This is a genomic window from Klebsiella sp. V115_8 (genome assembly GCF_029967715.1).
GTDB classification, from domain to species: domain Bacteria; phylum Pseudomonadota; class Gammaproteobacteria; order Enterobacterales; family Enterobacteriaceae; genus Klebsiella; species Klebsiella quasipneumoniae.
In genome coordinates, this window is record NZ_JASCAR010000022.1 from 212,346 (window position 1) to 233,704 (window position 21,359).

A 21,359-nucleotide genomic window follows, 5' to 3' on the forward strand; every position below is an offset into this window, starting at 1 on the left:
TTGAACACTTTTTAAGCTATGAGCAATGTCACGCACCAGCCGAAAATCGGCTTCGTCTCCCTGGGCTGCCCGAAAAACCTCGTGGACTCAGAGCGTATCCTGACCGAACTGCGCACCGAAGGTTATGACGTCGTACCTACCTACGACAACGCCGATATGGTGATCGTTAACACCTGCGGCTTTATCGACAGCGCTGTGCAGGAATCGCTGGAAGCGATCGGCGAAGCGTTGAAAGAGAACGGTAAGGTGATCGTCACCGGCTGTCTCGGCGCAAAAGAGGATCAGATCCGCGAAGTGCACCCGAAGGTGCTGGAGATCACCGGTCCGCACAGCTATGAGCAGGTGCTGGAGCACGTCCACCACTATACGCCAAAGCCGAAGCACAACCCGTTCCTGAGCCTGGTGCCGGAACAGGGCGTGAAGCTGACGCCGCGCCACTACGCCTACTTAAAAATTTCCGAAGGCTGCAACCATCGCTGCACCTTCTGCATTATTCCGTCCATGCGCGGCGATCTGGTGAGCCGTCCGATTGGCGAAGTGCTGGCGGAAGCCAAACGCCTCGCTGACGCTGGCGTGAAAGAGCTGCTGGTGATTTCGCAGGACACCTCCGCCTACGGCGTCGACGTCAAGCACCGCACCGGTTTCCACAACGGTATGCCGGTGAAGACCAGCATGGTCAGCCTGTGCGAAGAGCTGGCGAAGCTCGGCATCTGGGTGCGCCTGCACTATGTCTACCCGTACCCGCACGTCGACGATGTGATCCCGCTGATGGCGGAAGGCAAAATTCTGCCGTACCTCGATATTCCGCTGCAGCACGCCAGCCCGCGTATCCTGAAGCTGATGAAGCGTCCAGGATCCGCGGACCGTCAGCTGGCGCGCATCAAGCAGTGGCGTGAAATCTGCCCGGATCTGACCCTGCGCTCCACCTTTATTGTGGGCTTCCCGGGCGAAACGGAAGAAGATTTCCAGATGCTGCTCGACTTCCTGAAAGAGGCGCGTCTCGACCGCGTCGGCTGCTTCAAGTACAGCCCAGTTGAAGGCGCCACCGCCAATGAGCTGGCGGACCAGGTGCCGGAAGAGGTGAAAGAGGAGCGCTGGAACCGCTTTATGCAGCTGCAGCAGCAGATCTCTGCCGAGCGTCTGCAGGAAAAAGTGGGCCGCGAAATCCTGGTGCTGGTGGATGAAGTGGATGAAGAAGGCGCCATTGGCCGCAGCATGGCCGACGCCCCGGAAATCGACGGCGCGGTCTACCTGAACGGCGAAACCCGCGTTAAGCCGGGCGACGTGGTGCGGGTGAAAGTCGAGCACGCCGACGAATACGATCTGTGGGGAACCCGGATCTAGTCCAGCTTCCCGGATAGCGGCTTATCGCATTCCCCAGCCTGGGGGGCCCTCTCACAGGCTCATACCTCGTAGGCCCGGTAAGCGCAGCGCCACCGGGCGATGACAGCGGGCACGGAGCCGCTTTTGTGCCGGGTGGCGGCTACGCCTGACCCGGCCTACGTTCTTACGACCTGTCGTTAATTTATTCACCAGCCTTGCTGAAACTGCCGGTGCTGGCGGCCTCAAAATCGCTGAGACGTTCCCGGAAGGCCGGGGCAGCCCGCATGGATGCGGGCTGAGGGCCGTGTTTTGCACGGACGCTGCCTCGGCCCGACCCGAAGCCTGCAGGGATAAGTCGAAGGGACCACGCAGTGGCGATTTTGCTGGCCGGAGCCCGGGGGTACAGGGGGCGGCGGCGACTGGCCGCCCCCTGTGCGCTCCCTGCACCGTAAGAGACATAACGCAGAAAATTAACCGGGAGCGCAATATGCGCTGACGCCACAAATAATATAAAGCACCGCACGGCGGTGCTTTCCCTCACCCTACCCCTTTAACTTCGGATCCAGCGCATCGCGCAGGCCATCTCCCAGCAGATTAAACGCCAGCACGGTCAAGAAAATCGCCACCGCCGGAAACAGCGCCACGTGCGGAGACATCACCATATCCGCCCGCGCCTCGTTGAGCATGGCACCCCACTCCGGCGTGGGCGGCTGCGCGCCGAGGCCGAGAAACGACAGACTGGCCGCCGAAATAATCGATACCCCAATGCGCATGGTGAAATAAACCACGATTGACGACACCGTCCCCGGCAGGATGTGGTGGAAGAGGATGGTGGCATCGCTGGCGCCAATGCTGCGCGCCGATTCAATAAAGGTCTGCTGCTTTAATACCAGGGTGTTGCCGCGCACCAGCCGGGCGAACGCCGGGATCGAGAAGATCGCCACGGCGATAATCACGTTGGCCATCCCGCTGCCCATGACGGCGACCACCGCGATCGCCAGCAGGATCCCCGGAAAGGCGAACAGCACGTCGCACAGACGCATAATCAGCCGGTCCCACCAGCCCTCATAGTAGCCGGCCAGCAGCCCAAGCACCGTGCCGATGGCTGCGCCAATCAGCACCGCCAGCACCCCGGCGGCCAGCGAGATCTGCGCGCCCACCAGCACCCGGCTGAAAATATCGCGCCCCAGCGAGTCGACGCCGAACCAGTGCACCAGCGAAGGCCCCTCGTTAAGCCGGTCATAGTCAAAATAATTTTCCGCATCGTACGGCGCTATCCATGGGGCGACGATGGCCACCGCAATCAGCAACAGCACAAAAATACCGGCGCCCATGGCCACCGGCTGACGCCGAAAGCGCCGCCAGAACTCATGCCAGGGGGTATGGATCTCGCCGGGCCTGATGCCCGGCATGGCGTTCAGCGCCGCCTGCCTTCTCCAGTTAAGCAATCGCACCTTACTTATACCTGATAGCCGGGTTTATGGCCGCGTACAGCACATCCACCACTAAATTGATAAGAATAAACTCCAGCGAAAAGAGCAGCACTTCCGCCTGAATCACCGGGTAATCGCGCATTTCTACCGAATCGACCAGCAGTCGCCCCAGCCCCGGCCAGTTGAAGACCTTCTCCACGACGATCGAGCCGCCGAGCAGAAAGCCGAACTGCAGCCCCATCATGGTGACGACCGGGATCATCGCATTGCGCAGACCATGCTTGAGCACCACCCGCGTTTCGCTCACCCCTTTCGCCCGGGCGGTACGCATATAGTCTTCATGCAGCACATCGACGAACGACGCGCGGGTAAAGCGCGCCATCACAGCCGCCACCGCCGCGCCGAGGGTCAGCGAAGGCAAAATATAGTGCCGCCAGCTGTCGGCCCCCACCGTCGGCAGCCAGCCCAGCTCAACCGAAAACACCTGCATCAGCAGCATACCGAGGGCAAAGGCCGGAAACGAAATGCCGCTCACCGCCAGCGCCATTCCCAGACGGTCAGGCCAGCGATTGCGCCACACCGCCGCCGCGATCCCCGCCGCCATGCCAAACAGCACCGCCCAGCTCATGCTGGCCAGCGTCAGCCACAGGGTGGGCATAAAGCGGCTGGCTATCTCACTGCCAACGGGACGCCGCGAGGCCATGGACATGCCAAAATCGCCGCGCAGTACGTTGGTGATGTAGTGCCAAAACTGGACATGCAGCGGCTGGTCAAGCCCCAGCTGCTGGCGCACCATCGCCACCACCTGGGCGTCGGCTTCCGGTCCGGCAATCAGCCGCGCCGGATCGCCGGGCAGCATATGGACGAAGAGAAACACCAGCACCGCGACGATTAGCAGGGTGGGGATCAGCCCCAGCAGGCGCTTAATCACATAGTTGAGCATCGTACCTCCACCACCCTCCCCGCGGAAAAACCGCCCTCCTCCCACCCGTGCCGGAGGGCATCATCTCGACCTTCACGGTGTTAAATCTGCCTGTTCGAAGCTAAAGCCGGTGTCCGGCTGGATATAGAAGCCGGTGAGATTCTTGCTGTGGGCAGAGACCAGTTTCTCCACCACCAGCGGCACCCACGGCGACTCTTTCCAGATAATATCCTGCGCCGCTTTATAGAGTTTGGTTTTCTCTTGCGGATCGGTGGTTTTCAGCGCCTCGCTCAGCGCGCTATCCACCTGCGGGTTGCTGTAAAAGGCGGTGTTGAACAGGGTCGGCGGCCAGTTTTGGGAAGCAAACAGCGGCGACAGCGCCCAGTCGGCTTCGCCAGTGGAGGCGGACCAGCCGGTATAGAACATCCGTACCCCGCTCTCTTTCTGCCCTTTACCTTCCACTTCCGCCGCCCGCTGACCGGCGTCCATCGCCGTCACCTGCGCCTTAATGCCCACCTGCGCCAGCTGCTGCTGGGTAAACTGCAGCACTTTCTGCGCGGTGCTGTGGTTATGTGACGACCACAGCGTCGTGCTAAACCCGTTGGGGTAGCCGGCCTCTTTCAGCAGCTGGCGCGCTTTCGCCGGATCGTAAGGCCACGCGGGGTAGCTCTGGGCGTAGGCAATCGACGGCGGCACCACGCCGGTCGCCGGGGTGGCATAGCCGGCAAACGCCACCTTGACCAGCGCCTGGCGGTTGATGGCGTAGTTGATCGCTTCGCGCACCTTCGGATTATCGAACGGCTTCTGCGTCACGTTCATGCTGATGTAACGCTGCATGATCGACGGACTGGCCACCAGCTCCAGTTTGCTGTTTTTCGCCAGCAGCGGCGCCTGCTCATAGGGGATCGGGAAGGCGAACTGCGCCTCGCCGGTCTGCAACATCGCCGCCCGGGTATTGTTATCGACCACCGGTCGCCAGGTAATGGAATCCAGCTTCGGCAGCCCCGGCTGCCAGTAGCCATCGAACTTGCTGACCTTCACGAAGTCGGTCTGGTTCCAGGTATCGAGCTTATACGGCCCGGTGCCCACCGGGTGGAAGCCGATATCTTTGCCATATTTTTTCAGCGCCGCCGGCGAAATCATCGCCGTCGCCGGATGGGCGAGAATATTAATAAACGCCGAGAACGGCTGCTTGAGGGTAATTTTCACCGTGGTCGGATCGACCGCCTCGGTGCTGGCGATATTTTTATACAGGTTATAGCGCTTAAGATGGTTTTCCGGGTTGCTGGCGCGGTCGAGGTTAGCCTTGACCGCCTCGGCGTTAAAGTCGGTGCCATCCTGGAATTTCACCCCGCTGTGCAGCTTGATGGTGTACACCAGGCCATCCGGCGATACGGTGTAGCTCTCGGCAAGGACATTTTGCAGCTTCATCTCTTTATCAAGGCCGAACAGGCCTTGATAAAAGGACTTCGCCACCGCCTGCGACAGGGTATCGTTGGCATCATAGGGGTCGAGCGTCGTGAAGTTAGACCCGACCGCCACCACCACATCTTTGGCGGCAAAAGCGGGGGCGCTCGCCAGGGCCGCCGCGATACTCAGCGCCAGCCACCATTTGCGTGAAACAGGTTGTGTCATCGTGTTCTCCTGAAAAGGTGCGTTATGTGTTGTTATGCTCTGCCCAGCACATCGGCGGCGTCGCGGGCGACGAAGTGGCCCGGCCCAACCTGCTGCAATGGCGGGCTGGCGATCTCTTCGCCCCGCTTATAAATATTGCCCGGAACGTCATCTGACAGCAGGACCCGTTGCGGATGACGGTAGGCCGGGTCGGCCACCGGTACGGCGGCCATGAGCTTACGGGTATAGGGGTGCTGCGGGTTTTCAAACACCGCGCGGCGCGGGCCGATTTCGACAATCCGGCCGCGATACATCACCGCCACGCGGTGGCTGATGCGCTCCACCACCGCCATATCATGGGAAATAAACAGAAACGCGATGCCCATTTCGCGCTGCAGGTCGAGCATCAGATTGATAATCTGCGCCCGAATGGAGACATCCAGGGCCGACACCGACTCATCGGCAATCACCACCTTCGGATTAAGCGCCAGCGCGCGGGCAATGCAGATCCGCTGCCGCTGGCCGCCGGAAAAGGCGTGGGGGTAGCGCCAGGCATGCTCCGGCTGCAGCCCCACGCGCTTAAGCAGCCAGGCGACCCGCTCGCGCGCCGCCTCCCTGTCCAGCAGGCCATGCACCCGCAGCGGCTCCATAATCGAATCGCCGACCGTCTGGCGCGGATCGAGCGAGGCGTAAGGGTCCTGAAAAATAAACTGAATATTGCGCCGCAGGGACTGCAGCTTGCTGCCGGAGAGGGTATCGATCCGCTGACCATCGAAGGTAATGGTGCCCCCCTGGGTCTCAACCAGCCTCAGCAGCGCCCGGCCGGTGGTCGACTTGCCGCAGCCGGACTCGCCCACCAGCGACAGGGTCTCTCCCGGCCAGAGATCAAAACTCACCTTCTCCACCGCATGCACTTCGCGCGTCACGCGATTGAGCAGTCCGCCGCGCACCGGGAAACGGGCCACCAGATCGCGCACCTGCAGAATAGGCTCCCCCGCCACCACCGTGTCTGGCGTGTCTGTCTCCGCCAGCGGCTGCCCCGGTAGCGGAAAGCGGCGAGGCAGATCCTGACCGCGCATCTCCCCCAGCCGGGGGACCGCCGCCAACAGCGACTGCGTATAAGGGTGCTGCGGGGAACGGAAAATCTCCTCGACGCTGCCGGTCTCCACCGCCTCGCCGCGATACATGACCAGCACCCGATCGGCGATATCGGCCACCACCCCCATGTCGTGGGTGATAAAGATCACCCCCATCGCCATCTCCTTTTGCAGGACGGCGATAAGTTGCAAAATTTGCGCCTGAATGGTGACATCCAGCGCCGTGGTCGGCTCGTCGGCAATCAGCACCGCCGGCCGACAGGAGAGCGCCATGGCGATCATCACCCGCTGGCGCATACCGCCGGAGAGCTGGTGCGGATAGCGTGAGAGCATCTCTTCCGCCTGGGGAATACGCACCTGGTCGAGCATCTTTTTCGCCGCGCGCAGCGCCTCTTCGCGCCCCAGCCCCTGGTGCAGGCGCAGGGATTCGGCGATCTGCTCGCCGATGGTGAATACCGGGTTCAGCGAGGTCATCGGCTCCTGAAAAATCATCGCCAGATCCGCGCCGCGTACCCGGCGCATTTCGGCCTCCGATTGCTCATTGAGCGCGATCACCTGCCGGTTGCGCCGTCGCAGCCACAGCCCCTCGCTGCTCACCTCGCTGCTGGCGGCGTCAAGCAGACGCATCAGCGCCAGCGCGGTGACCGATTTTCCCGAACCGGACTCCCCGACAATCGCCAGCGTCTCGCCGCGGCGCAGGCTGAAGGAAAGCTGACGCACGGCCTGCACCTCTGGCGCATCCTGCTGGCGGAACGCCACGTTCAGGTTGCGCACCACCAGTACTTCGCAGGTATCCGTTTCGTGAGTTTGCGGCACTCTCCTCTCCCTTGTTCTATTCGCGATAAATGCCAATGGTCGGCGTATCGCCGGCATAGCACCAGGCGCGGTACATGCCTTCGCTGTTAAACGGTAAAACGACGTTGCCTTCGCGATCGACGGCAATCAGCCCGCCGCTGCCGCCGAGGGCCGGCAGCTTCTCCATCACCACCCGCTCGCAGGCGGAATAGAGACTGAGCTGACCGTACTCCATCAGGGCGGCGATATCGTAGGCCGCCAGGGTACGCATAAAGACTTCGCCGGTGCCGGTGCAGGAGACCGCCACGCTGGCGTTGTTGGCGTAGCACCCCGCGCCCGGCAGCGGGCTGTCGCCGACGCGTCCGGGCAGTTTGTTGGTCATGCCGCCGGTGGAGGTCGCCGCCGCCAGATTGCCGGCCAGATCGAGCGCCACCGCCCCGACGGTGCCCATTTTCTGCCGTTCGTCGAGCGGAGCGGCGTGATGGTCAAGGATGATCTCCCCGCCCGCTTTCGCCTCCTGCAGCTGCAGCAGACGCTCGGGGGTGGAAAAGAGATCGTTATCGACGCGCGCCATTCCGTGGGAGAAGGCGAAATTTTCCGCCCCCTCGCCGATCAGCAGCACGTGCGGGCTCTCCTCCAGCACCAGACGCGCCGCCAGCACCGGATTACGTAGATGTTTGACCCCGGCCACCGCCCCCGCCTGCAGGCTGTAGCCGTCCATCACGCAGGCGTCCAGCTCGTGGGTTTGATCGTGGGTAAATACCGAGCCCATCCCGGCGTTAAACAGCGGACACTCCTCCAGCAGACGGACGGCCTCGGTCACGGCATCCAGCGCACTGGCGCCCGCAGCCAACATTTTCTGCCCGCTTTCGACGATAGCCGACAGCGCCGCCACGTACTCCCGCTCCCGCTCCGGCGTCATCTGCGCGCGAGAAATCGCCCCTGCGCCGCCGTGAATTGCTATAACCGCCTTGCCCATTTCGCCAGTCCTTAACGATGAAGTGGATAGCCCCCGCCCTGTCGTACCGCGTCGCGGCGCCGGTCACGTCAGGAATAAGGGTATTGATATCATTATATTGCTGAATGCCTTATACAATTTTTGAATATAGAAAGAGCGGCGGTCGATGTAAAGCCTCGTACCCAGGTGGCATACAGCCCGCGCCGCTTTTCTGCCATAATAGGCGTTTTCGCCGTTTTGCCCGCAGGAGTGACCCATGGATTTTACCGCCGGACTGATGCCGCTCGACACAGCCCTCACCCAGATGCTCGATCGTATTACGCCGCTGAGCGCGACGGAAACTGTACCGCTGTTGCAGGCCTTCGCGCGCGTCACCGCCCATGACATTATCTCCCCGCTGGATGTCCCCGGCTTTGATAACGCGGCGATGGATGGCTATGCCGTCCGGTTGAGCGACCTCAACGACGGCGCGGCCCTGCCGGTCGCCGGGAAGGCCTTTGCCGGCCAACCGTTTCACGACGCCTGGCCCACCGGCACCTGTATCCGCATCATGACCGGCGCGCCGGTGCCTGCGGGCTGCGACGCGGTGGTCATGCAGGAAGAGACCGAACAGACCGACGCCGGCGTGCGCTTTGCCGCGCCGGTGAAAGCCGGGCAGCATATTCGCCGCCGCGGGGAAGATATCGCCCACGGCGCGGTGGTCTTCCCGGCGGGAACGCCGCTGACGGTAGCCGAGCTGCCGGTGCTGGCCTCGCTGGGCATTGCCGACGTCGAGGTGGTGCGCAAGGTTCGCGTCGCGGTCTTCTCGACCGGCGATGAGCTGCAGCTGCCGGGTCAACCGCTTGGCGACGGCCAGATTTACGATACCAACCGCCTGGCGGTGCATCTGATGCTCGAACAGCTGGGCTGCGAGGTCATTAACCTCGGCATTATTCCTGACGATCCGACGCAACTGCGTGAGGCCTTTATCGCCGCCGACCAGCAGGCCGACGTGGTCATCAGCTCCGGTGGCGTCTCGGTGGGCGAAGCCGACTACACCAAAACCATTCTTGAAGAGCTGGGGGAGATCGGCTTCTGGAAGCTGGCGATCAAGCCGGGCAAACCCTTCGCCTTCGGCAAGCTCAGCAGCAGCTGGTTCTGCGGCCTGCCGGGCAACCCGGTTTCCGCCACCGTCACCTTCTGTCAGCTGGTACAGCCGCTGCTGGCGAAGCTCTCCGGTAAGCACGGTCCGCTTCAGGCGACCCGCCTGCGGGTGCGGGCCGCCGCGCGGCTGAAAAAGTCCCCGGGCCGCCTCGATTTTCAGCGCGGTATTCTGCAGCGCAACCCGGACGGCGAGCTGGTGGTGACCACCACCGGTCATCAGGGCTCGCACATTTTCAGCTCTTTCAGCCTCGGCAACTGCTTTATCGTGCTGGAGCGCGAGCGCGGCCACGTTGAAGCGGGCGAATGGGTCGACGTCGAACCGTTCAGCCATCTGTTTGGGGGGCTGTAATGGCCGTGGAGCTGAGCGATGAAGAGATGCTGCGCTATAACCGGCAGATTGTTTTGCGCGGTTTTGATTTTGACGGCCAGGAGCGGCTAAAGGCCGCTCGCGTGCTGGTGGTCGGCCTCGGCGGACTTGGCTGCGCCGCCGCGCAGTATCTGGCCGCCGCCGGGGTGGGACAGCTCACCCTGCTCGATTTCGACACCGTCTCGCTCTCTAATCTGCAGCGCCAGACGCTGCACAGCGACGCCGCCATCGGCCAGCCGAAGGTGGACTCCGCCCGCGAGGCGCTGGCGCGCATTAATCCGCACGTTCATCTGGTGCCGCTCAATGCCTTACTGGACGAAGCGGCGCTGGCGGGGCAGATTGCCGGGCACGATCTGGTGCTCGACTGCACCGACAACGTCGCCATTCGTAACCAGCTCAACGCCGGCTGCTTCCGCCACCAAACCCCGCTGGTTTCCGGGGCGGCGATCCGTATGGAGGGGCAGATCAGCGTCTTCACGTATCAGGAGGGCGAACCCTGCTACCGCTGCCTGAGCCGCCTGTTTGGCGAAAACGCCCTCACCTGCGTCGAAGCCGGCGTGATGGCCCCGCTGGTGGGCACTATCGGTTCCCTGCAGGCGATGGAGGCCATTAAGCTGTTGACCGGCTACGGCACGCCCGCCAGCGGGAAAATCGTGATGTACGACGCCATGACCTGCCAGTTTCGTGAAATGAAGCTGATGCGCCACCCGCAGTGCGAGGTATGCGGTACGCGCTAACGTTCAGCCGCCGGCGAGGGTCGTCGCCGGTGAAGTTGTGACCTCTGCCGTTGTTCTATCCCCTGGCGATTATCGCCATCCCGCTTGTTGATTTGCGTCAATATAACTTTCATTCGAAAGTGTTTTTATATTCATACGCAAACAAGAGGGTAAGCCATGATCTTCAATATCCAGCGCTATTCCACCCATGACGGCCCAGGGATCCGCACCGTCGTCTTCCTGAAAGGCTGCTCGCTGGGCTGCCGCTGGTGCCAGAACCCGGAGAGCCGCGCCCGCAGCGAAGACCTGCTGTATGACCCGCGCCTGTGCCTGGCTGGCTGCGAGCTGTGCCAGCAGGCGGCGCCGGCGGTTATCACCCGCACCCTCGAGGGTCTGATCATTCACCGGCAACACGTTAACGACAGCCATATCGCCGCGCTGCGCGACTGCTGCCCCACCACCGCGCTCACGGTGTGCGGCGAGGAGAAGAGCGTCGAGGAGATCATGGCGACGGTGCTGCGCGATAAACCCTTTTACGATCGCAGCGGCGGCGGCATCACCCTTTCCGGCGGCGAACCCTTTATGAACCCGACCCTGGCGCAGGCGCTGTTGGAGGCCAGCCATCAGGCGGGTATCCATACCGCGGTGGAAACCTGCCTGCACGTACCGTGGAAATACATTGAGCCGGCTTTACCCTTCATCGACCTGTTTCTCGCCGACCTGAAGCACGTCGACGAGGCCGTTTTCCGGCAGTGGACCGACGGCAGCGCCCGCCGGGTGCTGGACAACCTGCAGCGCCTGGCGCAGGCGGGGAAAAACATCATTATTCGCGTGCCGTTAATCCAGGGATTCAACGCCAGCGAAGCCGACATTACCGCCATCACTGATTTTGCCGCCGACCGCCTGCGGGTCAGCGAAATCCATTTCCTGCCCTACCACACGCTGGGAATGAATAAATACCAGTTACTCAGTCAGCCCTACACCGCACCGGATAAACCGCTGGATGCTCCTGAGCTGCTCGCCTTTGCGCAGGATTATGCGCGGAGCAAGGGGCTAACGGCGATCTTACGAGGATAACCCCTATGACTACCCTGAAACTCAACACCCTCAGCGCCCGTATCCAGGCCCATAAAATGGCGCTGGTGCATATCGTCAAGCCGCCGGTCTGTACCGAACGCGCCCGCCACTATACCGAGATGTATCAGCAGCATCTTGATAAGCCGATCCCGGTGCGCCGCGCCCTGGCCCTGGCTCACCACCTGGCCGAGCGCACCATCTGGATCAAGCACGATGAGCTGATCGTCGGCAACCAGGCCAGCGAAGTGCGCGCCGCGCCGATCTTCCCGGAATACACCGTCAGCTGGATCGAGAAAGAGATCGACGATCTCGCCGACCGCCCCGGCGCCGGCTTCGCGGTCAGCGAAGAGAACAAGCGCGTACTGCACGAAGTGTGCCCGTGGTGGCGCGGCCAGACCGTGCAGGACCGCTGCTACGGCATGTTTACCGATGAGCAGAAAGCGCTCCTCGCCACCGGCATTATTAAGGCCGAGGGCAACATGACCTCCGGCGACGCCCACCTGGCGGTCAACTACCCGCTGCTGCTGGAGAAAGGACTGGACGGCATGCGCGCGAAAGTCGCCGAACGCCGGTCGCGCATCAACCTGACGGTGCTGGAAGACCTGCACGGCGAACAGTTCCTGAAAGCGATTGATATTGTGCTGGCGGCGGTCAGCGACCACAGCAAACGCTTTGCCGCGCTGGCGCGCGAGATGGCGACGGCAGAATCCCGTGACGCACGCCGCGATGAGCTGCTGGCGATTGCCGAAAACTGCGACATCATCGCCCATGAGCCGCCGAAGACCTTCTGGCAGGCGCTGCAGCTGTGCTACTTCATTCAGCTGATCCTGCAGATTGAATCCAATGGCCACTCGGTCTCCTTTGGCCGCATGGACCAGTACCTCTATCCGTACTACCGCCGCGACGTTGAGCTGCAGCAATCGTTGGATCGCGAACAGGCCATTGAGCTGCTGCACAGCTGCTGGCTGAAGCTGCTGGAGGTCAACAAGATCCGCTCTGGCTCGCACTCCAAGGCCTCGGCCGGCAGCCCGCTGTACCAGAACGTCACCATCGGCGGCCAGAACCTGGTGGACGGCCAGCCGCAGGACGCGGTCAACCCGCTGTCGTACGCCATTCTGGAATCCTGCGGTCGTCTGCGCTCGACCCAGCCGAACCTCAGCGTGCGCTACCACGCCGGAATGAGCAACGACTTCCTCGACGCCTGCGTCCAGGTGATCCGCTGCGGCTTCGGCATGCCGGCGTTTAATAACGACGAGATCGTGATCCCGGAATTTATCAAGCTGGGAATCGAGCCGCAGGATGCCTACGATTATGCGGCCATCGGCTGCATCGAAACCGCGGTCGGCGGCAAGTGGGGTTATCGCTGCACCGGCATGAGCTTTATCAACTTCGCGCGGGTGATGCTGGCGACGCTGGAAGGCGGCCGCGATGCCACCAGCGGCCAGGTGTTCCTGCCACAGGAGCACGCCCTGTCGAAAGGCAACTTCGCTAACTTCGACGAGGTGCTGGCCGACTGGGACCGCCAGATCCGCTACTACACCCGTAAGTCGATTGAGATTGAGTATGTGGTCGATACTATGCTGGAAGAGAACGTCCACGATATTCTCTGTTCGGCGCTGGTGGACGACTGCATCGAACGGGCGAAAAGCATTAAGCAGGGCGGCGCAAAGTATGACTGGGTGTCCGGCCTGCAGGTGGGCATCGCCAACCTCGGCAACAGCCTGGCGGCGGTGAAAAAGCTGGTCTTCGATCAGGGCGTTATCGGCCAGCAGGAACTGGCGAAGGCGCTGGCGGAAGATTTTGACGGCCTGACCCACGAGCAGCTGCGCCAGCGGTTGATCAACGGCGCGCCGAAGTACGGTAACGATGATGACAGCGTGGATGCGTTGCTGGCGCGGGCCTACCAGACCTATATCGACGAGCTGAAGCAGTATCACAACCCGCGCTATGGCCGCGGCCCGATCGGCGGCAACTATTACGCCGGCACGTCCTCTATCTCCGCCAACGTTCCGTTCGGCGCGCAGACCATGGCGACGCCGGATGGCCGTAAAGCGCACACCCCGCTGGCGGAAGGGGCCAGCCCGGCCTCCGGAACCGACCATCTGGGGCCGACGGCGGTCATCAGTTCGGTGGGTAAACTGCCCACCGGGGCGATCCTCGGCGGCGTGCTGCTAAACCAGAAGCTGAATCCGTCCACCCTGGAAAACGCGTCCGACAAGCAGAAGCTGATGGTGCTGCTGCGCACCTTCTTCGAGGTGCATAAAGGCTGGCATATCCAGTACAACATTGTCTCGCGCGACACGCTGCTGGAGGCGAAGAAACATCCTGATCAGTACCGCGATTTGGTGGTGCGCGTCGCCGGGTACTCGGCGTTCTTTACCGCTCTGTCGCCGGATACCCAGGACGATATCATCGCCCGTACCGAGCATACGCTGTAGCCCTTCAGGCCCGCTGGCGCGACGCTTAGCGGGCCTCCCCTGTCCTGCTGGCCGGGAAAGGCAATGCCGCCTCCCGGCATTTTCTGAATGCGTGAACTTTCATTCGAAATAAATTTGTGCTCCCCATCACATTGTAATTAGAATGTTACTGGTCGAAGTTAAGCCAGGAGCATCCCCTTATGACCGTTAAAGTTATCGTCACCGATATGGACGGAACTTTTCTCAATGACGCCAAAACCTACGACCGCTCACGGTTTCTGGCGCAATTCGCCCAGCTGCAGCAGCGTGGCATTGAATTCGTTGTCGCCAGCGGCAACCAGTACTATCAGCTGATCTCCTTCTTTCCGGAGATCCGCGAGCAGATCTCGTTCGTCGCCGAAAACGGCGCGCTGGTCTTTGAGCATGGTAAGCAGCTGTTCCACGGCGAACTGACCCGCCACGAATCGCAGGTGGTGATTGGCGAATTACTCAAAGATCCGCAGCTGAACTTCGTCGCCTGCGGCCTGCACAGCGCCTACGTGAGCGATAACGCCCCGGACGCCTTCGTCGACCTGATGTCAAAGCACTACCACCGTCTGCAGCGGGTAAGCGACTATCACGCCATCGACGATACGCTGTTCAAATTTTCTCTGAACCTGCCGGACAGCGAGATCCCGCAGCTGATCGATAAACTGCACGTCTCGCTCGACGGCATTATGAAGCCGGTCACCAGCGGCTTTGGCTTTGTCGATTTGATTATTCCCGGTCTGCATAAAGCCAACGGCATCAGCCGCCTGCTCAAGCGCTGGAACCTGTCGCCGCAGCAGTGCGTGGCCATCGGCGACAGCGGCAACGACGCCGAAATGCTGAAGCTGGTGAAATACGCTTTCGCCATGGGTAACGCCGCCGACAGCATCAAAGCTATCGCCGGATACGCGACCGACGATAATAATCATGACGGCGCGCTGAACGTCATTCAGGCCGTCCTCGATAACCGCGCTCCCTTCAACGCCTGACCGCTCTCCGGGGCTGCGCGCCCCGGCTTGTCCATTTTGTGCGCTGCAGCAAGATTTTAAACTTGCATTAACTCCATTTTAACTTAAATTAACGTTTGTAAGATTTAATACTTTCGAATGAAAGATACAGCGAGGTTATTATGGCTGCTCTCCCGACCCACGAAACACTCCCCGCCGACCACAAAGCGGCGATTCGCCAGATGAAGCAGGCGCTGCGGGCGCAAATCGGCGACGTCCAGGCGGTGTTCGATAAGCTCTCAGCGCGCATCAGCGAGCGCCTGCAGGAGATTGAGACGCTGAAAGCCGCAGGCCAGGAGGTCTGGCCAACCATTCCGTTCCGCGATATCGCCGAGGGAACCGTGAGCGATGCCCAGCGCGCGGCCATTAAGCGCCGGGGCTGCGCGGTGATCAAAGGCCACTTTCCGCGCGAACAGGCGCTGGCCTGGGATACCGCGATGCTGGAATATCTGGATCTGAACCATTTCGACGAGGTCTACAAAGGGCCAGGCGACAGCTTCTTCGGTACGCTTGAGGCTTCGCGGCCGGAAATCTATCCCATCTACTGGTCGCCCTCGCAAATGCAGGCCCGCCAGAGCGATGAAATGGCGGCGGCGCAGTCCTTCCTTAACCGCCTGTGGCGCTTTGAGCAGGACGGCAAGCGCTGGTTCGATCCGGACGTCAGCGTCATTTACCCCGACCGCATTCGCCGCCGTCCGCCGGGAACCACCTCGAAAGGGCTGGGCGCGCATACCGATTCCGGTGCGCTGGAGCGCTGGCTACTCCCCGCCTACCAGCAGGTCTTCGCCAACGTCTTTAACGGTCATGTCGACGCTTACGATCCGTGGGACGCCGCGCACCGTACTGAAGTGGAAGAGTACACTGTCGACAACACCACCAAGTGCTCGGTGTTCCGCACTTTCCAGGGCTGGACCGCGCTGTCGGATATGATCCCGGGTCAGGGACTGCTGCACGTGGTGCCGATCCCCGAGGCGATGGCCTATGTGCTGCTGCGCCCGCTGCTTGACGATGTGCCGGAGGATGAGCTGTGCGGCGTCGCGCCGGGCAGAGTGCTGCCGATCTCTGAGCAGTGGCACCCGCTGCTGATCAAAGCCCTCAGTTCGATCCCGGCGCTGAACGCTGGCGATTCCGTCTGGTGGCACTGCGACGTCATTCACTCGGTGGCGCCGGTGGAAAATCAGCAGGGCTGGGGCAATGTGATGTACATTCCGGCGGCGCCGATGTGCGAGAAGAACCTCGCCTACGCGCAGAAAGTGAAAATCGCTCTGGAAAAAGGGGCCTCGCCGGGTGATTTCCCGCGCGAGGACTATGAGGCCAGCTGGCAGGGGCGCTTCACCCTGGAGGATCTGAACATCCACGGCAAACGGGCGCTGGGTATCCCGGTTTAATCGTCATACAGCCCCTGCGGCTCCACGGCGGTATGGCCTTTGCCCGGCCGGATCCGCCGTACCGAATCGCGCACCACCAGCGTGCCGTGCAGCAGCAGCGAACCGTGCGGCGCCTCCGGGCGCAGCAGGCGCTGCTGCAGGAGGTGCACCGCCTCGCTGCCCAGCTCATCCCGCGGCACATGCACCGCGGTCAGCGGCACCTCCTGGATCGCCGCCAGATTAAACCCGTCGATGCTCATCACCGAGACATCCTGCGGCACCCGCAGGCCGCGCTTTTGCAATGCGCTGACCGTGCCGGCGGCCATAAAATCGCCGCCCACCAGGAAAGCGGTGGGCAACGGCCTGCCCTGTAAGCCATCAAGCCAGGCCCCCACCTGCTCTTCGGTCTCTCTGGCGCTAAAGTTGGCGACGCTGATGAGATCCCGGCTGGCGGTAAAGCGCAAATTGCGCGCGCGCCACGCCTCCTGGATCCCCCCCAGCCGCAGCTCCATGGTATAGCGGCGCAGGCACATGACGTTCATCACCACGCGATGCCCCATATCAAACAGATAGCGGGCGGCGCACAGGCCAATCAGACGATGATCGGGGGCAATGGACGGCAGCCGCATCCCTTCATCCCGACAGTTGATCAATACGCAGGGTTTGCCCAGGTCCGCCGCCAGGCCATGAATATGCGGATCGTCGATCCCCAGCAGCACCGCGGCCTGGGTCTCCGCTTCATTCATGCGGGCAAGAAACAGATTGGCGTCGCTGTCGTTCTCGTCCAGCGCGCAATAGCGCAGGCGCACTTCATGCGCCGCCAGCGCGTTATTGATGCTCTGGATCACCCGGTAGTAGAAGATATCCGACCGCTCATCGAAGGCGCGCTGTGGGGCAAACACCAGTAGATTATTGAGCAACAGACGTCCGGCGGCCAGTCCCTGCATGACCCCCAGCTCGCGGGCGCACTCCAGCACCGCCCGGCGCGCCTTGTCGCTGGTATTCGCCTTCCCGGCCAGGACGCGCGAAACGGTACTGGCCGACAGCCCGGTGCGGGCGGCGATTTCGACGACGCGCAGCTTTTTATCCATTTTGTGATCCAGCTCCGATTGGAAAATGAAAGAATTTTCATAATCGCCAAAGCGCTCCCTGTAAGCAAATGACAGCGCAAAATTTGAGATCCCGGTCATTTCATGAAAAAACTTGCATAAATAGCGCTTTGCCCGACGTTTTTTCTCCCTTAGCCTGAATTGGTCCAACATCTCCCATACTAGTTATACCAATGGTGTTGAGATAAAAAAATAGACTATTCAAATAGTTAACAACACTACGTGACCGCTCACGGATTGAGAACGTCACTTTCCCCCTACTAACGTCATGTGGAGTGTGCTATGAGTCAAGGCCTCAACAATGATATCGCGGTCAGCAAAACGCGCCGGGTGGTAAAAAACCTGCGCTGGTGGATGCTGGTCCTGTTTTTACTTGGCGTCACCGTCAACTACATCACACGCAACTCGCTGGGGATTATCGCCCCGGAACTGAAAGCGACGCTCGGTATCACCACCGAACAATATTCCTGGATCGTCGGCGCGTTTCAGTTGGCTTACACGATTTTCCAACCGCTCTGTGGCTGGCTTATCGACGTCATCGGCCTGAAGCTCGGGTTTATGATCTGCGCCACCCTGTGGGCGCTGGCCTGCATCGCCCACGCCGGGGCCGGCAGCTGGCTGCACCTGGCTATATTGCGCTTCTTTATGGGCGGGGCCGAGGCGGCCGCCACCCCGGCCAACGCCAAGACCATCGGCGAGTGGTTCCCGAAGTCTGAACGGCCAATCGCCGCCGGCTGGGCTGGCGTCGGGTTCTCCATCGGCGCCATGCTCGCCCCGCCGATCATCTACTTCGCCCATGCCTCCTTCGGCTGGCAGGGGGCGTTTATGTTTACCGGCGCGCTGGCCCTGCTGTGGGTGGTGCTGTGGTGGGCCTTCTATCAGAACCCGGAAAAGCACCCCAACCTCAGCAAAAGCGAGCTCGAGTACATCAAGCAGGATAACGAAGCGCCGCCGGTGAAACAGCCCTTCTTTACCGCACTCAAAACCGTCTCGAAGAATAAACGTTTCTACGGGATCGCCATTCCCGCGTTTATGGCCGAGCCCGCCTGGGCGGTGCTGAGCTTCTGGGTACCGCTGTACCTGGCCAAAGAGCACGGCATGGATCTCAAGCAGATTGCCATGTTCGCCTGGCTACCGTTCCTCGCCGCCGACCTCGGCAGCGTGGTCAGCGGCTACCTCACCCGCCTGTACGTTCGCTGGTTCGGCTGTACGCGAGTCAACTCGGTGATCGCCAGCTCGGTGACCGGCGCGTTTTTGATGATCTCCCTGGCCCTCGTCGCTATCACCCGCGATCCCTATATCACCATCGTCCTGATCTCCATTGGCGGCTTCGGGCATCAGATCATCTCCTGCATGCTCAGCGCGCTGGTGGTGGAGTCGTTCGACAAGGGACAAATGGCGACGGTGAACGGTATGCGCGGATCCGCGGCGTGGATCGCCAGCTTCCTGTTCTCGTTATTAATCGGGGTGACCGCCGACAAAATTGGCTTCAACCCGCTGTTCATCGCCATGGGTTTCTTTGACCTGATTGGCGCCGTTTTCCTGGTGGCATTTATTGCTGAAAGTGGCGCAAAGCGCGCCTGAGAGTGGATGTAAGATATGAAGACGTTGAAACACTGGAGTTTGCATCAACAGCTGGAGCATCACGTTGAACTGACGGTCGATGGCCAGCACACCCTGTGCCTGTACGTACTGGAAGAGAATCTATTCCGCGTGCTGCTGAAACGCCAGGGCCAGCTGGCGCTGGATCGCACCTGGAGCATCGCTCCGCAGCAGGATGTACCGTGGGAAGGCCGCGCCCGGGATGACCTCAGCGGTTTTAGTCTCCCGGCCTGGCAGCTGACCCAGGAGGGCGATACGCTGACCATCGCCACCCGCCAGCTGCGCGTCACCGTCCATCAGCCGCTGTGGCTGGAGTGGAGCTATCGCGACGATGCCGGGGAATGGCAGCAGCTTGCCAACGACCGCCCCACCAGCGCCTATCTGGCCAATGCCCACGGCGACGGCGTCGCCCACTATCTGAGCCGCCGCAAAGACGAGCGTTTCTATGGCCTGGGCGAAAAGGCCGGCGACCTGCAGCGCACCGGTAAGCGTTATGAAATGCGCAACCTTGATGCCATGGGCTACAACGCCGCCAGCACCGACCCGCTGTATAAACATATTCCGTTCACCATCACGCAACGCAGCGACGTTAGCTATGGCCTGTTTTACGACAACCTGAGCAGCTGCTGGCTGGATTTGGGTAACGAAATCGACAACTATCATACCGCCTATCGCCGCTGGCAGGCGGAAGCCGGCGATATCGATTACTACCTGTTCACCGGTAAACAGGTGCTGGATGTGACCAAAGCCTTCGTCCGTCTGACCGGTAAAACCCTGTTCGGGCCCAAATGGAGCCTCGGCTACAGCGGCTCGACCATGCACTATACCGACGCGCCGGATGCGCAAAATCAGCTGATGAACTTCATCCGCCTGTGCGATGAGCACGCTATTCCGTGCGATTCGTTCCAGCTCTCTTCCGGCTATACCTCGATTAACGGCAAGCGCTACGTCTTTAACTGGAACCACGACAAGGTGCCGCAGCCGAAAGTAATGAGTCAGTCGTTCCACGACGCCGGGTTGAAGCTGGCCGCCAATATCAAACCCTGCCTGCTGCAGGACCATCCGCGCTATGGCGAGGTGGCGGAGCGCGGTCTCTTCGTGCGCGATTCGCAAACCGATGCTCCGGAGCGTTCCAGCTTCTGGGACGATGAAGGATCGCATCTCGACTTTACCAATCCGCAAACCGTGGCCTGGTGGCAGGAAGGGGTCACCAGCCAGCTGCTGGAGATGGGCATTGATTCGACCTGGAACGATAATAACGAGTATGAGGTGTGGGACGGCGAAGCGCGCTGCTACGGCTTTGGCCGCGAAATCGCCATCAAGCATATTCGCCCGGTGATGCCGCTGCTGATGATGCGCGCCTCGATGGAGGCCCAGCAGCGCTTTGCGCCGCAAAAGCGCCCGTATCTCATCTCCCGCTCCGGCTGCGCCGGGATGCAGCGCTACGTCCAGACCTGGAGCGGCGATAACCGCACCAACTGGGATACGCTGCGCTATAACATCCGCATGGGGCTGGGCATGAGCCTTTCCGGGCTGTTTAACGTCGGCCACGACGTCGGCGGTTTCTCCGGCGATAAACCTGAGCCGGAGCTGTTCGTGCGCTGGGTACAAAACGGCGTGATGCACCCGCGCTTTACTATTCATTCGTGGAATGACGACCAGACGGTCAACGAAGCCTGGATGTATCCGGCCGTCACCCCGGCCATTCGTTCCGCTATTGAGCTGCGCTACCGCCTGCTGCCCTATCTGTACACCCTGCTGTGGCAGGCGCATGCTGACGACGAGCCGATGCTGCGCCCGACCTTCCTCGATCATCAGCACGACGCGCAGACCTTCGCCGAATGCGATGACTTCCTGCTGGGCCGCGATCTGCTGGTGGCCAGCGTGGTCGAGCCTGACGCCCGCCAGCGTGAGGTGTGGCTGCCGGATAATCAGGCCGGATGGTACGATTTCTACAGCCACCAGTGGTTCGCCGGCGGCCAGTGGGTCACCCTCGACGCGCCGCTGGAAACGCTGCCGCTGCTGGTACGCGCCGGGGCCGGACTGCCGCTCAGCGAGCGCATCCGCCATGTTGCTGCGCAACAGGACGATCGCCGCGAACTGCAGCTGTTCCCGCTGAAAGGCGTCGGAACCTCTTCGGGTCTGCTGTTTGAGGATGACGGCGAAAGCTGGGGCTATAAACAGGGCGATGCGCTGTGGCTGGAGTGGGAAATGGCGTGCGACAGCAGCACCATCAACCTGAAGGTCAACGCCCGCGGCAATTATCGCCCGGCGTGGAAAGCGCTGAAGCTGTCATTACCGGCGGGAGAAAAACGCAAACTGCTGGTGAATGGCGTCGAAGGAACGGAGTGGAGGCTCTGAGCATATGCCGGGCGGCGGCTTACG

At 61.4% G+C, this 21,359-nt stretch carries 15 protein-coding genes; 9 read left to right on the plus strand and 6 right to left on the minus strand.

Features of this window, described 5'->3' with window-relative positions:
- Positions 1-18 precede the first annotated feature (18 nt).
- A complete protein-coding gene (gene rimO, locus QLG03_RS07030) occupies positions 19-1,344 on the plus strand; it encodes a 30S ribosomal protein S12 methylthiotransferase RimO (protein ID WP_023288970.1) in 1,326 nt (441 codons plus the stop codon).
- A gap of 521 nt (positions 1,345-1,865) precedes the next feature.
- Here rimO and gsiD read toward each other — a convergent pair.
- The 5 genes from gsiD to iaaA form a co-directional block, all read right to left on the minus strand.
- Complete coding sequence (gsiD, locus tag QLG03_RS07035; protein ID WP_023288969.1) at positions 1,866-2,777, minus strand: glutathione ABC transporter permease GsiD; 912 nt, start codon at positions 2,775-2,777, stop codon at positions 1,866-1,868.
- Between the two features lies 1 nt (position 2,778).
- Complete coding sequence (gene gsiC, locus QLG03_RS07040; RefSeq protein WP_132134493.1) at positions 2,779-3,699, minus strand: glutathione ABC transporter permease GsiC; 921 nt, start codon at positions 3,697-3,699, stop codon at positions 2,779-2,781.
- A 72-nt stretch (positions 3,700-3,771) separates the two neighbouring features.
- Complete coding sequence (gene gsiB / locus QLG03_RS07045) at positions 3,772-5,313, minus strand: glutathione ABC transporter substrate-binding protein GsiB (protein ID WP_023288968.1); 1,542 nt, start codon at positions 5,311-5,313, stop codon at positions 3,772-3,774.
- 32 nt (positions 5,314-5,345) lie between these two features.
- Positions 5,346-7,205 carry a glutathione ABC transporter ATP-binding protein GsiA gene (gsiA, locus tag QLG03_RS07050; protein ID WP_023288967.1) on the minus strand — a complete coding sequence of 620 codons (1,860 nt, stop codon included), beginning with the start codon at positions 7,203-7,205 and terminating at the stop codon, positions 5,346-5,348.
- 16 nt (positions 7,206-7,221) lie between these two features.
- Positions 7,222-8,163, minus strand: coding sequence for a beta-aspartyl-peptidase (iaaA, locus tag QLG03_RS07055; RefSeq protein ID WP_023288966.1), 942 nt, complete (start codon positions 8,161-8,163; stop codon positions 7,222-7,224).
- 235 nt (positions 8,164-8,398) lie between these two features.
- On the opposite strand from iaaA, the gene moeA reads away from it, so the two are divergent.
- From moeA to QLG03_RS07085, 6 genes are all read left to right on the plus strand, one after another.
- Entirely contained in the window at positions 8,399-9,634 is a 1,236-nt protein-coding gene (moeA, locus tag QLG03_RS07060; protein ID WP_044521861.1) for a molybdopterin molybdotransferase MoeA, read from the plus strand.
- A complete protein-coding gene (gene moeB, locus QLG03_RS07065) occupies positions 9,634-10,389 on the plus strand; it encodes a molybdopterin-synthase adenylyltransferase MoeB (protein WP_023288964.1) in 756 nt (251 codons plus the stop codon). Before moeA ends, moeB begins: the two co-directional genes overlap by 1 nt.
- Before the next feature lie 156 nt (positions 10,390-10,545).
- Positions 10,546-11,445, plus strand: a complete 900-nt coding sequence (locus tag QLG03_RS07070; RefSeq protein ID WP_023288963.1) for a glycyl-radical enzyme activating protein — start codon at positions 10,546-10,548, stop codon at positions 11,443-11,445.
- Positions 11,446-11,450: 5 nt separating this feature from the next.
- Positions 11,451-13,883 (plus strand): formate C-acetyltransferase/glycerol dehydratase family glycyl radical enzyme, encoded by a 2,433-nt coding sequence (locus tag QLG03_RS07075; protein WP_048334507.1) that lies wholly within the window; start codon positions 11,451-11,453, stop codon positions 13,881-13,883.
- Positions 13,884-14,062: 179 nt separating this feature from the next.
- Positions 14,063-14,878 carry a Cof-type HAD-IIB family hydrolase gene (locus tag QLG03_RS07080; RefSeq protein WP_023288961.1) on the plus strand — a complete coding sequence of 272 codons (816 nt, stop codon included), beginning with the start codon at positions 14,063-14,065 and terminating at the stop codon, positions 14,876-14,878.
- 140 nt (positions 14,879-15,018) lie between these two features.
- Positions 15,019-16,284 carry a DUF1479 domain-containing protein gene (locus tag QLG03_RS07085; RefSeq protein WP_017900150.1) on the plus strand — a complete coding sequence of 422 codons (1,266 nt, stop codon included), beginning with the start codon at positions 15,019-15,021 and terminating at the stop codon, positions 16,282-16,284.
- On the opposite strand, the gene QLG03_RS07090 is transcribed toward QLG03_RS07085, so the two are convergent.
- Positions 16,281-17,354, minus strand: coding sequence for a LacI family DNA-binding transcriptional regulator (locus QLG03_RS07090; RefSeq protein ID WP_255988159.1), 1,074 nt, complete (start codon positions 17,352-17,354; stop codon positions 16,281-16,283). The genes QLG03_RS07085 and QLG03_RS07090 overlap by 4 nt on opposite strands.
- A gap of 300 nt (positions 17,355-17,654) precedes the next feature.
- Here QLG03_RS07090 and QLG03_RS07095 point away from each other — a divergent pair, with 300 nt between their 5' ends.
- Positions 17,655-18,956: an MFS transporter gene (locus QLG03_RS07095; protein WP_255988160.1), complete on the plus strand. Its 1,302-nt coding sequence runs from the start codon at positions 17,655-17,657 to the stop codon at positions 18,954-18,956.
- Between the two features lie 15 nt (positions 18,957-18,971).
- Positions 18,972-21,335 carry a glycoside hydrolase family 31 protein gene (locus QLG03_RS07100; protein ID WP_255988162.1) on the plus strand — a complete coding sequence of 788 codons (2,364 nt, stop codon included), beginning with the start codon at positions 18,972-18,974 and terminating at the stop codon, positions 21,333-21,335.
- The last annotated feature ends 24 nt before the right edge of the window (positions 21,336-21,359 follow it).

Coding starts and splice junctions, on each gene's coding strand:
- rimO (WP_023288970.1), top strand. CDS start 19: ATGAGCAATGTCACGCACCAGCCGAAAATCGGCTTCGTCTCCCTGGGC.
- gsiC (WP_132134493.1), bottom strand. CDS start 3,699: ATGCTCAACTATGTGATTAAGCGCCTGCTGGGGCTGATCCCCACCCTG.
- gsiB (WP_023288968.1), bottom strand. CDS start 5,313: ATGACACAACCTGTTTCACGCAAATGGTGGCTGGCGCTGAGTATCGCG.
- iaaA (WP_023288966.1), bottom strand. CDS start 8,163: ATGGGCAAGGCGGTTATAGCAATTCACGGCGGCGCAGGGGCGATTTCT.
- moeA (WP_044521861.1), top strand. CDS start 8,399: ATGGATTTTACCGCCGGACTGATGCCGCTCGACACAGCCCTCACCCAG.
- moeB (WP_023288964.1), top strand. CDS start 9,634: ATGGCCGTGGAGCTGAGCGATGAAGAGATGCTGCGCTATAACCGGCAG.
- QLG03_RS07070 (WP_023288963.1), top strand. CDS start 10,546: ATGATCTTCAATATCCAGCGCTATTCCACCCATGACGGCCCAGGGATC.
- QLG03_RS07075 (WP_048334507.1), top strand. CDS start 11,451: ATGACTACCCTGAAACTCAACACCCTCAGCGCCCGTATCCAGGCCCAT.
- QLG03_RS07080 (WP_023288961.1), top strand. CDS start 14,063: ATGACCGTTAAAGTTATCGTCACCGATATGGACGGAACTTTTCTCAAT.
- QLG03_RS07085 (WP_017900150.1), top strand. CDS start 15,019: ATGGCTGCTCTCCCGACCCACGAAACACTCCCCGCCGACCACAAAGCG.
- QLG03_RS07090 (WP_255988159.1), bottom strand. CDS start 17,354: ATGGATAAAAAGCTGCGCGTCGTCGAAATCGCCGCCCGCACCGGGCTG.
- QLG03_RS07095 (WP_255988160.1), top strand. CDS start 17,655: ATGAGTCAAGGCCTCAACAATGATATCGCGGTCAGCAAAACGCGCCGG.
- QLG03_RS07100 (WP_255988162.1), top strand. CDS start 18,972: ATGAAGACGTTGAAACACTGGAGTTTGCATCAACAGCTGGAGCATCAC.